The sequence below is a fragment of the Embleya hyalina genome (assembly GCF_003967355.1).
GTDB classification, from domain to species: Bacteria; Actinomycetota; Actinomycetes; order Streptomycetales; family Streptomycetaceae; genus Embleya; species Embleya hyalina.
This window is the reverse complement of the sequence record NZ_BIFH01000019.1, coordinates 384,000-395,756: the sequence shown is the minus strand read 5'-3', so window position 1 is coordinate 395,756 and position 11,757 is coordinate 384,000. Positions and strand designations below refer to the sequence as shown.

The window sequence follows — 11,757 nt, the reverse complement described above, 5'->3', positions numbered from 1 at the left end:
TACTGGACTCTGAACGACCATGGACGCGACCGTAGTTACCGACCGCAGTCAGTGCCCACGGAATGGCGAAAGTGCCCAATCGCTGCCCATCTCAAATGGGCAGTGTCCATCAGAGCGCGGAACCTACAGTGAGGCGCTGGTGGGTTGACGTTGTGTCATACGGACTTCAATCCCGAGAACGTCCTCGTGACGGCCGAGCGGGCGGTGCTCGTGGATTGGGGGTGGGCGGTGCGGGGGCCGGCGTGGTTGGATCCGGCGTTGGTGGTCGTGCGGTTGATCGCCACCGGCGGGCAGTCGCCGGCCGCGGCGCAGGCGTGGGCGGCGCGACTGCCGGCGTGGCGCGGGGTGCCCGATCGGGTGATCGGCGACTTCGCCGAGGCCGAGGCCCGGTATTGAGAGGCCGTCACGAGCCGTACGCCGGCGCCCTGGTCGGGTGCCCTGGCCGACGCGGCGCGAGCGTGGGCCGGCTATCGTGCGCGCTGACCGGCGGTCGGCTACGGGGATGCGTTCTTTGTCCCGTGTCCGAGGTCGTGGGGTGTCCAGGGTGGTGGCTGCGGCAGGTCGCCGATCTTTCGCGGGTCGAGGTCGGGCTGGAACGAGAAGTCGTACTGGTCGAGCGTTTTGTGGTGCGGGAGTTTCGACAACCGCAGGGCACCGCGGAAGCGGCGGTCCTCACGAACGGCGAGTTCCTCCTCGAGGACCAGGTCCAGGAGGTCGAGGTAGCCCATCTTCGCGGCGTCCGCGCGGGAGAGGTATCCGTCCAGTCCTTGCGCCAGGTGGGGCAGTCCCAGCCTGATCGCGGTGGCACGGATCCGGGCGGTGACCGACTCGCTCACGCGGTGTCCTTGTCGTCGGTGGGTGCGGGGTTGAACGGGCGGGTGCCCGCCGCTTGGTCGTAGACCGACAACGGTCGGCGGCCGACGACGACCTGGGCCGTGGCGGCCCGGTTCAGCAGAGCGGCGAGCGTGCCCAGTGCGGCCGACGGCACCGCTCGACGACGACCACGCCCCTTCGTGCTCGTTCACCCCGCACCACGGTCGACATCGCGACGGTCGGCTCTGCGCGTCCGCGCGCCGAGGCTCGCCGATGAGCTATTAGAAGGGCGGGTCGTCGGCGCATCCCTCCACGCGAGGCCAAGGATCGCGCGGCGCCGGACGCGCGTGGGTGTCGTGGGCGGGATCGCGACGCTTTTCCGTGGTTGCCGGTACGGCCTCCGTGGGTGTTGCCCACGGGTCGTCCGTCTCGTCTTCGACGTCGTCGGGGTCGAGGAGTGTGCGCAGGCAGCGGTGGAGGGCGGTGTCGCCGGTGTGGTCGATCGCGCGCATTCGGGGCAGTGGCGCCATCAGTCGGGCCGTGGTCTCGGTCGCGCAGGCGTCCAGGGCCGTGCGCAGTTCGTCGGGGACGGGTGCGTCGGTCAGGCACAGCCACCCGATGGCGGCGCTCGTGCGCACCTCGGGCGGGTTCGCGGGATCGCGCCACAGGGCCCGGGCCCAGGCCCGGCATCCGGTGTCGGTGGCGGGGTGTTCGTGGGCGAGTTGTGCGATCGCGAGCACCAGGCCGGCACGCACGGTCGGGTCGTCCTCGACCCGCAGGCGTGCGTGGAAGGCGCGGCGAATGTCGTCGAGGCGCCCGGAGGTCGCCGCCAGGACGTGGGCGGCGGCGGTGCGGATGCCGGGGTCGGGGTCGTCGAGCAGTGGGAGGAGGAGGTCGGCGTCGGTGGCGATCGCCGCGCGGGCGGCCTCGATGGCCCAGTTCCCCGGGTAGCCGCTCGGTTCGAAACACCACCCGTCGGCGACGCGCAGGAATTCCTCGCGGGTCCACGTCGACGGGCCGCCGGTCCGGCGTGCCGTCTCCGCGGCCAGGACCAACGCCTCGGCGCGGCACCGGCCGGCGGGGTCGGCGGCGATCCGCAGCAGGAACGGCACGGCCAACGCGCACGGCGACCACGAACTGTTCGCCAACCGTCCCCGCAGGCCGCGGAGACCGCGGCGGACCGTTTCGGTGTCGTCGGACCGCAGCACGGCCACGTTTGTCGCGGCCTGCGGCCCGCACGGAAAGCGGTCCCACGGCAGGCGTTCGTGCGCGAACGTGTCCCACACCCCGCGCGGCACCGACGCCACCACCGCCCGCACGTCCAACGGACCACCCACCTGATCCTCGAACTCCCCATTGACCGGAAACGCCCGCGCGACCGCTCGAAAGGCCGGATCGTCCCGCCACCACGCCATGCCCGACTCCCCTTCACCCAGGAACCCGACCGCACACCAACGATGCTCACGACGAACCACCGACCGGCGCGGGACCTGCGGCGTATTGTGCTCCGGTGTCTCGTCTCGAAGTCTCCGACCTGATCGTCGACCACGCGCCCGGCTCGCTCGAGCGGGTCCCGGTCGCGCGCGCCGACGTGGTCGCCACGCTGCGCGCCGCGGGTCAGGCCCAAGGGGCCCGGATCGCCGCGCGGTTGCCGGTGCTCGACGGGGCCTGCTCAATCCGGCGTACGTCGACCGGCGCCCGGTCGCCGTGCACACCGAACTCCGGCGCCTGAGCGAGGAACTGCGCATCCCCGAACGGCTCGCCCACCTGTTGGGGCCGCTGCTCACCGCAGTCCGCTCCACCCCGGGCGCGCCCGATCGCATCCGCGTCGTCGACGTCGGGTGCGGACTGGGCCATGTCGTGCGGTGGCTCGCCGCCCACGACGTACTCGGCCCCGACGTCGAGTTGGTCGGCGTCGACCTGCACGCCGACCTGCACGCCGCACTGGTCGCCGAGGCAACCCGACTCGCCGAAGACGAAAACCTCCCCTGCCGGTTCGTGCGCGCGAACGCCTTCCGGCTCGACGACACCACCCCCGAGGCGACCACCGCTCAGGGTGCCGCCACGCGTGCGGCGACGGTCTACATCTCCACCGCCCATATCGACGCTCCTTCGTCCGAACCCGATTCCTCCGGCGCGGGAACACCGCGCGGATGATCCGATCGCGCGGGAGTGACGTGACGATCTCAGACAATCGAACAACCAGTCACCTTCCGCGACCGCTCCCCAAGATCTGTGCCAGGACCGAGCTTTGAAGACAGGTGCCACTGTCGAGCTGTGGGCTGCCGCCGGCTAGTCCCACCAGAATGACCGGCGTCGTGCGTTCACCAGGGTGTCCGCGTAGTGGCGGACGGTCCGAGTCCTGCGGGTGCCCTGCCGGATGTTGTCAGGGCAGAAGGCGTCACGCCGGAACAACCGCTCGACGTCACGGCGGAACGAGGGCTTCCCGGGGCGACTTCATCGGTGCCCTGCCCGTCAACTCCCGCATCCACCCGGCCGGCCAACCCATCGACACCTCCGATATCGAGGTGTTGCGACGACCAGCCGAATCCGCCCAGTACACCAGCCACGAATTCGCCCTGCTCGCCGCAGACTTCGGTATCCGTCTCTCGGTCGGACGTTCTGGCCGGTGCTGGGACACGCACTCGCCGAGTCGTTCTTCGCCTCCTTCGAAAGCGACCTGGGAGCGAGCCGGCCCGGGCCGACGCGAGCCGCCGCACGCGCCGAGGTCTTCGAGTACATCGAGTGACCCTGTTGCCCAATCGAGTTCACGTTGCGCGTCGAGGGTGGCCGGTCGGGAAGCGCGCGTGCGGGCGAGCGGGACTTCGTTCCACCAGGCGTCCAGGCGAATGAGGTTGACGGCGGTCGCGGTGAAAACGTGTGCGAGGTGCGTCTTGGCCCGCCCGACGTAGCGGGCCGTGCGGATCCCGGCGACCGCGAACCGTCCGGGATCGTCGTAGCTTTCACTGAGGTGGACCTTGTAACCGACCCAGGCGGATGCGCGCTTCTTCGCGTACCGGGCCTGCGGATCACGAGCGAGGCGATCAATACTCTGCCCCGCGGGAGATCGTCCTTCCCCCGCCAGGTCACCTCCTGTTCGCCGTCACCGACGGTGCGGGTGAACTGCTGCACCCACACCGTGCGCAGATTCGATCCCGAGCGCGACGCAGTGATCGCCGTCGATCCTGCGGACCGACGGCCGTTGCTCGGCGAGTCCGACGACGCCTCGGTCCGCCCGCTCACCGACGCCGACGCGACGGCGTTCGCCCGGTTCCAGGAGGCCGCGTCGGAACAGGATCGCGACGACGCGTACGTCGACTGGACCACTGGGCCGTGTACGGCGCTTTCGACGGCGACGTGCCGGTGGCCGTGACGAGCGCGTACCCATGGTCCGACGCCGCCGCACCGGCCGACCTCGGCGTGCTCAGGCTGCCCCGTATCGCGGCAGGGACCACGCCCGCGGGCTGGTGCGCGCGATCGCCCGGCACGCCGTCGCCCGCGACCACGAGCCGCAGTACCGCTGCCGACTCGACAACCACGCCTCGGCGGCGCGGCGGATGTGGACGAGGCGGCGTTCGTCAGACGTTCGCGGCGGGCTCGGTCATGCGCTCGTGCCCGGTCCCTTCCCGAGGGGTGACGACCAGCAGGTCGCCGGGCTCGCGGACGGTCAGTCGATGCCACCGTCCGGCGGGGACGACGAAGCACGTGCCGGCCGTCAGCGTCGCCACCGGTTCCCGGCCGTCGTCGTGGTCGCGCAGGTGGACGCACACGACTCCGGAGAGCACGCACAGGACCTCCTGACCGGCGGGGTGTCGTTCCCACACGTCCGCGTGCACCGCGCGGTCGTCCGCGGCGTGGAAGGCGGTCACCGTCCACAGGCCGGGATCCCCGAAGCCCCGTCGGGGGCCGGCGTCGACGATGCCGCCCTCGCGAAGGTGGATCAGCGAGTCGAACAGGTCGAGCGGGGTCGTCGCGTCAGTGGCCACGGGAGCGGTCCTTCCCATCGGGTGCGGAATACTTTCCGAACATGTTCGGAAAGTATCATCGGTGCGGCACGGCCGTCGAACCTCCGCCCGATCGGGACCCGACCGGCGCGGTTCGCCCCGGATCGCGGGAGGCGCCATCATGGGGCGATGTCCCCGTCCGTCCCACCGCGCGGCCGCACCGGCCGCCCACCCAGGACCTCCCGCGCGCAGATCATGACCGCGGCCCGTCGGCTCATCGACCGGGACGGCTGGCGGAAGCTGACCATGCGCCGCCTGGCGACGGAGGCCGACGCCGCGCCGACCACGCTTTACCACCACTTCCGCGACAAGGACGACCTCCTGGCGCAGTTGCTGAACGACTACGCCGACACGATCCCGCGCCCCGACCTTCCCGACGCCCCCCGCGAACGCGTCCTCGTGGCGGCGACGCTCATCCACGACTCCCTGGCGGCCTGGCCGTGGATCGTCGAGGTCCTCGCCGCCGACGACCTGACCGGCGAATCGGCGCTGTGGATGGTCGAGGCGATCATCGCGGGCGCGATCGACTGCGGCTGCACCCCGGAGGAAGCCGTCGATCTCTACCGCAGCGTCTGGTACTTCACCGTCGGCGAGATCCTGGTCCGGGCCAACGCCGAACGCCGCCGCGCCGACCCGCAGCGACCCAACCGACGCGACGCGGTCCTCGGCGAGGCCGATCCGGCCCGACTGCCCCACCTGGCCGCACTCGCCGATCGCTGGCCCGCGCTGGTATCCCGGAACACCTACCCACAGGGGCTGCGCGCACTGGTCGACGGCCTACTGCCGCACGGTCACACCGAGGAGTGAACTCGTCAGGCCCGCAAGGGATTCACCCGGGTCCACTCCACCGCCGGCTCGAACGGCGCGACCCCGTGCGCCGGCGGCCCGACCCGGACGATCGGCGGGCCGTCGGGGTCCACCCGACCGGTGGCAGGAACCCCCGCCCCTGCGGCGCCGGTTCGGGCTCGGTCACGTCACGACCCGCCCCCGAACCGAACCGATAGGTGACTCCACCGCGACCACACACGGCGCGGCGGACGACGCCGTCGGGCACCGAACCGACACGGAGCCGCGGCCGCCGCGCGACGACGGCCGCGGGACGACACGGACGGCGTCCCGGATCGTGTCGAAGAAGCCGGGCCCGCGCACGTGCGGTCATCACGGTCGGAACGGCCGGACGATCGACAAGCGGCGTGCCCGGCGTGGTTCGCCGTCGGTCGGAGCGGGGACGGCTGTCGGCGGACCTCGACATGCGCGGGTGGGGCGAGTGTCGGGCCCGGGGGCTTCGTGTGCGGTGGGGCGTGAGGTTCGCAGTGGGTGGGAGTGGTACCGGTGGGGGTGTTTCGGATCGCCCCGTCGAGCGGTGAGACGACGTGGTCGTTCGGTAAGGGCGCTCGAACCCGAAACTCAGGGAGTGCGGACCGAACCGTTGAATCCCCCGGAATGAGCGACGCACCCCGGCGGGCGATGTGTCCACGAGTCATACCCGACGGGCGAGGTGGTATCGGGCGGGCGCCCGTAGGCCGATCCGGGGTGCACGGCCGGGCGGACGACCCCGGGCAGCCGGTCGACCGCGATCCCGGTCTCGGATCACGGCCGACACCCGCCGCCCGAAGCCGGCCATACCGGCACGCTGCCGCCCCGGGCCCGCCACCCCACGCCGGCCCCGATTCGTTTCCGTCCCGAGACCGGCCCATACACCCACCCGACACCACATGCCCACCCACGACGCGGCCCGTCACCGACACCGGCGCCTGCGTCGGTGATCCACGACCGCGGCAGCAACACCGAAGGAACGGCTCGACGGTCGCCCCCGCCGCCCGGGGAGTCGTGCGCCGTGGACGTCGTGGCGGCTACTCCGCGGGGGCCGTCGTCACAGTCGTGCGATGCATCCTTCGTAGGTCAGCACGGCGTATTCCCCGGCCAATCCTTCGCCCCAGCCCATCTGCATGCCCCAGTTGTAGGCCGCGGTGGCGCGGTCGCCACATTCCGCGACCGTACGCGGCTCGACCTGGGGGTTCGGACCGGTGAGGTCGGGTTTGACGGGGGTGTGGCCGGCGGCGGCCGACGAGCCGACACCGCCGCACAGTACGGCGACGGAGAACATCCCGACGGCAAGCGTGCGAAACACAAGTTTCACGGACTACACGATCCTCTCATCGAACGGGCATCGATCATGGCCGGATGTCCGCGTATCCGGCGGGCACCCGAACGGAAACCACGATGTCGGGTGGCCGGGTCGATGCGACACTCACGAAAGTTGGTCGAAGCAGTCCGATCGGAGAGCGCGCGACGCCCGAAGTCGGTTCGGAACACCCGGAACAGCTTCGGCGACCGAGGGCGGTCGATGGCCCCACCTACGCCGTCTCCACGCGCATCGCCCACGCCCTGGACCCGGACATCAGGGTCATGGTCGGCGGCCACCACGCCAAGGCCATGCCCGGCACGGTGCTGCGTGATCCGCGGTTCGAGCGCCTGACCGCGCTGGTCCTGAGCGAGGGAGAGACCCGCGTCGCCGCGCTCCTGGACGACCACACCCGCCGCGCCACGCTCCCGCAGGTGATGTGGCGCGACCCGCGCACGGGCACCACCGCCGTCGGGCTCCACCGCAGCGGCCCGGGCATCCCGGCTCTCGCCCGACGTCGATCAACTTCCGCTCGTGGCATCGTTGGGACCCGGACCGCCGTCTTTGTGGCGTCCGGGTCGCGCGTGGCCTTCCCGGGGTCCTTCGGACGCCCGAGTGGACGGTATACCCGAGAGCGCCGGTCGCGGAATGCGCCTTCGCGAACTCGCGCCGTACCACCGCGCAACCGCGTCCGGGAACGCAATCCCGACCGTTGCGGGCGGCACGCCGAGCACCGTCTCCCCGTGGTCGTGCCATGCGTCGTCCGACCCCGGTCTCCGGAGCTTCCCGCCTCCGCGGTCTACTCGTGGTGTGGACGACGCCGCGTTTCTCACCGTGATCGAGGACCTCCTGGCCCGCCCGTTGCCGGTGGACGGTGAAGGAGTTCCGGGCCTCGGATACGACCTGGTCGATCTCGGCGTCTGCGAGGGTGGACCCGCTTTCCTGCATGCGGGCGTGGCCGTGTTGCGCTCGCGGTTCGGGGCGCCCAGGGCGGTCGCCGTCGACGGTGTCACGGATCCGTCGCTGCGGGATCTGCCCGGCCCGCCGCTGTCGGACGTGCTCGTCGGCCGGGCCGTCGAGATGTACGGGTGGACCGTCGGCCGCAGTTGGCTCGGCGTGGGCCTGCTCGCGGACGACGACTGCGCGTCCGGCGAAGGTGCGCGTCCGGCGGCCGTGCGCGCGCCCTTGCATCCGGTACGGCCGGCCGGGTCGTCGTGGGCCGAGGACCTGGCCGCGTTGACCGGCTGGAGGCGACCGCCTCGGATCGTCGACTGGGAGGCCGCGGAGCGGGCACTCGGCCTTCGTCTTCCCGACGACTACAAGCAACTGGCCGAGGTGTTCGGCGCGGGCTCCTTCGACGACAACCTCGACCTGCGCGTACCGGGCTCACGCCCTGAGGACGATTTGGACCTGATCGTCGCGAATCGTGACGAGTTCGCCGACCCTGCCCCGGCGGACTCGGGCCCGTTGCGGCTGCTGGAATGGGCGGGCAACGGTGCCGGGTACTCGTTCAGTTGGCTCGTGGAGGACCCGGATCCGCAGCGGTGGCCGGTCTGCGTCCGCATCGACGCCTGGGACCCGTGGGAGCGCTTCGACTGCTCCGCGACGGAATTCGTCCTCGGCATGCTGACCGACCCGCGTCACCCCTACACACTCGCGAGGCACTTCGAGACGCACTGGTTCACCTCCGTCGAAGACGTCGAACGGGCCCGGGAAACCTTCCGGGACGAATACCACCCGCGCTTCTGAGATGACCGAGGTCGTGAACATGCCCACCGATACGCCTCGGGACGACACGGCAAGGCCGCACCGGTCGGCTCGGTCCGCGTGGGATTGGTGTGAAACGTCCTGCGGTTCGGCATGGATGCTCCGGAAGCGGGCCGTTCGCGGATGCTTCAGGTGCGCTGGTTCACTGGTGCCGTGCGCTTCCTCGAGTGCCACAACGACCAGGGGGTGACGATGTGGCGCCGGCGCCGCAGGGGTGGTTGACGCAGGTCTGGTCGCGGACGCGCAGCGTGCGGGTCGCGGGAGGCGATGAAACGGTGATCGCTCGGGTCGACGACGGCGACGTCCTTGCGGACTTCCGTCGGCTCACGTCCGAGGGAAACGCGGTCGGGAAGTGTCGGTGCGTGCCGACTCCCGTCCTGATGCTGCACGCGCGCGACGGCGAACTCCTGGCGTCTGCGGGGCTGCATCACACCGACAGGGTCGCCTGGACACACCACCCGTTCGAAAGGGATCTCCGGATCGGGGATCCCCTGGGTCTGGGGCTGTTGCTCGCCGGACACGGATGGCGTTTCGGCGTCACGCAGTTCGTGGCCCCGCTGACCCTCGAACTCGGGTTGGAGACCGAACCCGAGTGGCAACGCATCCACGACACACGGCAGCTCGCGGCATGGCGGACACCACGATCCCTCGTCCCCGCCCTGACCACCCTCTCCCCCGACGAGACCACGGCGCTCCCACCGGCGCGAATCGAGGAACTGCGCGAGCGCCTCGCGTCCGAACACCCCGACCCCACACAACGCGCCATCACCCTCCTGACCTGGCTCGGTGGCATCCACGGACTCCTCAACGCCGACCTCCACAACGGCGCCGTGCGCCGTAGCCAGGCACTTGCTCGACGACCTCCACCCGATAGGCGCCGCGCTCACCCTGCCCCGACCGATCGACACCACCCTCACCCTGGGCCTGCTGCGGTGGGCGCAGCGTCGGCCCGACTTCACCGACCGCGACGAGTACACCGCGTTCGTGGGACTGGTCGGTGACGGTCTGCGCGCTCGACGGGGCTGACGTCGCCGTACGGCCACGCGGACGCTCCAGACGCTCCGGACGCCGAGCGGGATCCGGTACTCGATGTGTCGCGGTCGGACACCGGGTCGGCGCGCGTTCGTGTCGTAGTACACGTGGTCGGTGGGGCTTCCGTGACCTCATAGGAGCCCGACTCTCGCGGTCTCGTCACTGTCTTGTCCTGTCGCCCGGCCACCACGTGCGACCTCTCGTCGGTCCACGGAAGGGACGGCGGAACACGGATGACGAACGAGATCACGGTGGTCGGCGGAGTCGACACCCACACCGATGTCCACCAAGCCGCCGGGGAGGACTCCATCGGCCGCCGCCTCGCCACGAAGGCGTTCCCCACGGACCCCGCTGGCTGTCGGCGACTGCTGGAGCGGCTGCGCTCACAAGGCGAGTCGGCGGCCGTCGGGGTCGAGGGCACCGGCGCCTACGGCGCCGAACTCGCACGCGTCCCGAAGGCGAACCGGATCACCGTCGTCGAAGTCGACCGCCCGACCGCAGGGCCCGTCGCGCCCACGGCAAGTCCGACCCGGTCGACGCCTACGCCGCCGCCACCGCGGTCCTGTCCGGACGCGCCGCCGGCGTCCCCAAGACCCGCAACGGCATCGTCGAGGCCATCCGCTCCCTGCGCGTGGTCCGCCGCTCCGCGGTCAAGTCCCGCACACAGACGACGAATCAGATCCACAACCTCATCATCGCCGCGCCCGGAGACGTGCGCGAACAACTCCGCGGACCACCCAGGAAAGAGATGATCGACCGACTCGCCCGCTCACGCCCCACGGGCCGGGTCCGCAGATCCCACCCACGCGGTGCGCGTCGCGCTGCGACGGCTCGCCCGCCGCCACCGACACCGAACTGCGGCCGCTGGTCGCCCAAGCGGCCCCGGAACTCGTCGCACTGCCCGGGATCGGCACCGAGACCGCCGCTGAGTGGTTACAGCGGTAACTTCGGGTGTCCCGGCGTGGCACTTCTTCCCGACGGATTGCCCCAGCGGTTTCGGATGTAATCGGCTGCGGCAGAGGAAGGTGCCGCTGGGTCAGGTCACGGCCGGCTTGGCGGCGTGTGCCGCCCGACGGTGCTGCGCTGGGTCCCCACAAAGGCAGTGCGGATAATGTCGGGTGGCCAGCGCGGGCACCGCCACATGATGGGGGCATGGACGACACGACCTTGGTTTCCCGTTTCCTCCGCGACGGTTTCGTGAAGTTGGAGGGCGCCGTCGCGCCGCGCGTGGCAGCAGACTGTGCGCGGCTGTTGTGGCGGGAGACGGGCTGCGACCCGGCCGACCCGTCGACGTGGACGCAGCCCGTGCACTGGGTGGGCGGCATGGCTCAGGGGCCGTTTGCCGCCGCGCCCAACTCCCCGTTCCTGCATCACGCGTACGACCTGCTCGTCGGCACCGGGCGCTGGGAGCCGCGCTACTCGCTGGGCACGTTCCCACTGCGATTCCCGCACAAAGAGGAGCCGGACGACGCGGGCTGGCACATCGAGGGGAGCTATCAGCCGGAGGGCGAGAGCTGGTACTTCACCAATGTGCGCTCCCGGGGCCGGGCGCTGCTGATGCTGTTCCTGTTCAGCGAGGTCGGCGAGGAGGACGCCCCGACCCGCATCCGGGTCGGCTCACACCTCGATGCGCCCAAAGTACTGGAGAAATACGGCGAGGACGGAGCGAGCGGACTGACTCTCGCCCCCGATCTGGCCGCGGCGTCCGCCCACCGGCCACTCGCCCTTGCGACAGGGTCCCCGGGCGACGTCTTCCTGTGCCATCCGTTCCTGGTGCACGCCGCGCAACCGCACCACGGTGTACGGCCACGCTTCATGGCGCAGCCGCCGCTGATGCCGGCAGCACCGTACGAACTGGAACGGACCGACGGCGCATACTCGCCCGTGGAGATTGCGATCCGCCGAGGTCTGGGACAGGACACTCCCGGTCTGGATGGAGACCGCACCAACCGCAACCCCGGATAGACACCATGCCTGGGAGAGAGGAGGAAGGAGGCCGGGCATGTGCTGGAGCGG

At 71.0% G+C, this 11,757-nt stretch carries 15 protein-coding genes and 2 pseudogenes; 10 read left to right on the top strand and 7 right to left on the bottom strand.

Features of this window, described 5'->3' with window-relative positions:
* Positions 1-144 precede the first annotated feature (144 nt).
* Positions 145-396, top strand: a complete 252-nt coding sequence (locus EMA17_RS19100; protein WP_126638254.1) for a phosphotransferase — start codon at positions 145-147, stop codon at positions 394-396.
* Positions 397-557: 161 nt separating this feature from the next.
* Here the strand turns inward: EMA17_RS19100 and EMA17_RS19095 are convergent.
* The 3 genes and pseudogenes from EMA17_RS19095 to EMA17_RS52960 all read right to left on the bottom strand — a co-directional run.
* Positions 558-836: pseudogene (locus tag EMA17_RS19095) on the bottom strand (ATP-binding protein); the annotation flags it as partial.
* A complete protein-coding gene (locus EMA17_RS51865) occupies positions 833-988 on the bottom strand; it encodes a hypothetical protein (protein WP_160161466.1) in 156 nt (51 codons plus the stop codon). The gene EMA17_RS51865 and the pseudogene EMA17_RS19095, both read right to left, overlap by 4 nt.
* A 106-nt stretch (positions 989-1,094) precedes the next feature.
* Positions 1,095-2,228, bottom strand: a complete 1,134-nt coding sequence (locus tag EMA17_RS52960) for a HEAT repeat domain-containing protein (RefSeq protein ID WP_174861394.1) — start codon at positions 2,226-2,228, stop codon at positions 1,095-1,097.
* A 95-nt stretch (positions 2,229-2,323) separates the two neighbouring features.
* Here EMA17_RS52960 and EMA17_RS51860 point away from each other — a divergent pair, with 95 nt between their 5' ends.
* Both EMA17_RS51860 and EMA17_RS51855 read left to right on the top strand, forming a co-directional pair.
* Positions 2,324-2,545: a hypothetical protein gene (locus tag EMA17_RS51860; RefSeq protein ID WP_160161465.1), complete on the top strand. Its 222-nt coding sequence runs from the start codon at positions 2,324-2,326 to the stop codon at positions 2,543-2,545.
* Positions 2,521-2,970, top strand: a complete 450-nt coding sequence (locus EMA17_RS51855) for a methyltransferase domain-containing protein (RefSeq protein ID WP_160161464.1) — start codon at positions 2,521-2,523, stop codon at positions 2,968-2,970. Before EMA17_RS51860 ends, EMA17_RS51855 begins: the two co-directional genes overlap by 25 nt.
* 135 nt (positions 2,971-3,105) lie before the next feature.
* Here EMA17_RS51855 and EMA17_RS19080 read toward each other — a convergent pair whose 3' ends face one another.
* Entirely contained in the window at positions 3,106-3,228 is a 123-nt protein-coding gene (locus tag EMA17_RS19080) for a DUF4253 domain-containing protein (RefSeq protein WP_126638252.1), read from the bottom strand.
* A gap of 358 nt (positions 3,229-3,586) precedes the next feature.
* Between EMA17_RS19080 and EMA17_RS55380 the strand changes: the two genes are divergently transcribed.
* Positions 3,587-4,186 (top strand): hypothetical protein, encoded by a 600-nt coding sequence (locus tag EMA17_RS55380; RefSeq protein WP_126638251.1) that lies wholly within the window; start codon positions 3,587-3,589, stop codon positions 4,184-4,186.
* Positions 4,187-4,391: 205 nt separating this feature from the next.
* On the opposite strand, the gene EMA17_RS19070 is transcribed toward EMA17_RS55380, so the two are convergent.
* Complete coding sequence (locus EMA17_RS19070; protein ID WP_126638250.1) at positions 4,392-4,799, bottom strand: cupin domain-containing protein; 408 nt, start codon at positions 4,797-4,799, stop codon at positions 4,392-4,394.
* 147 nt (positions 4,800-4,946) lie between these two features.
* Here EMA17_RS19070 and EMA17_RS19065 point away from each other — a divergent pair, with 147 nt between their 5' ends.
* Complete coding sequence (locus tag EMA17_RS19065; RefSeq protein ID WP_126638249.1) at positions 4,947-5,624, top strand: TetR/AcrR family transcriptional regulator; 678 nt, start codon at positions 4,947-4,949, stop codon at positions 5,622-5,624.
* A gap of 1,066 nt (positions 5,625-6,690) precedes the next feature.
* On the opposite strand, the gene EMA17_RS19060 is transcribed toward EMA17_RS19065, so the two are convergent.
* Entirely contained in the window at positions 6,691-6,957 is a 267-nt protein-coding gene (locus tag EMA17_RS19060; RefSeq protein WP_126638248.1) for a hypothetical protein, read from the bottom strand.
* Between the two features lie 795 nt (positions 6,958-7,752).
* Here EMA17_RS19060 and EMA17_RS19055 point away from each other — a divergent pair.
* Positions 7,753-8,691, top strand: a complete 939-nt coding sequence (locus EMA17_RS19055; protein WP_126638247.1) for an SMI1/KNR4 family protein — start codon at positions 7,753-7,755, stop codon at positions 8,689-8,691.
* Between the two features lie 146 nt (positions 8,692-8,837).
* Here the strand turns inward: EMA17_RS19055 and EMA17_RS19050 are convergent, their stop codons facing one another.
* Positions 8,838-9,506, bottom strand: coding sequence for a hypothetical protein (locus tag EMA17_RS19050; protein ID WP_126638246.1), 669 nt, complete (start codon positions 9,504-9,506; stop codon positions 8,838-8,840).
* Between the two features lie 52 nt (positions 9,507-9,558).
* Between EMA17_RS19050 and EMA17_RS51850 the strand changes: the two genes are divergently transcribed.
* The 4 genes and pseudogenes from EMA17_RS51850 to EMA17_RS19040 all read left to right on the top strand — a co-directional run bounded on the left by EMA17_RS51850 (position 9,559) and on the right by EMA17_RS19040 (position 11,706).
* Positions 9,559-9,735 carry a hypothetical protein gene (locus EMA17_RS51850; protein WP_160161463.1) on the top strand — a complete coding sequence of 59 codons (177 nt, stop codon included), beginning with the start codon at positions 9,559-9,561 and terminating at the stop codon, positions 9,733-9,735.
* A 239-nt stretch (positions 9,736-9,974) separates the two neighbouring features.
* Positions 9,975-10,169: pseudogene (locus tag EMA17_RS55980) on the top strand (IS110 family transposase); the annotation flags it as partial.
* A complete protein-coding gene (locus tag EMA17_RS55975) occupies positions 10,097-10,747 on the top strand; it encodes an IS110 family transposase (RefSeq protein WP_371863018.1) in 651 nt (216 codons plus the stop codon). The pseudogene EMA17_RS55980 and the gene EMA17_RS55975, both read left to right, overlap by 73 nt.
* Before the next feature lie 146 nt (positions 10,748-10,893).
* Positions 10,894-11,706, top strand: coding sequence for a phytanoyl-CoA dioxygenase family protein (locus EMA17_RS19040; RefSeq protein WP_126638244.1), 813 nt, complete (start codon positions 10,894-10,896; stop codon positions 11,704-11,706).
* Positions 11,707-11,757: the final 51 nt, after the last annotated feature.

Bases quoted from the DNA above. Each gene is read 5' to 3' on its own strand.
- EMA17_RS52960 (WP_174861394.1), bottom strand. From the start codon at position 2,228: ATGGCGTGGTGGCGGGACGATCCGGCCTTTCGAGCGGTCGCGCGGGCG.
- EMA17_RS19065 (WP_126638249.1), top strand. From the start codon at position 4,947: ATGTCCCCGTCCGTCCCACCGCGCGGCCGCACCGGCCGCCCACCCAGG.
- EMA17_RS19040 (WP_126638244.1), top strand. From the start codon at position 10,894: ATGGACGACACGACCTTGGTTTCCCGTTTCCTCCGCGACGGTTTCGTG.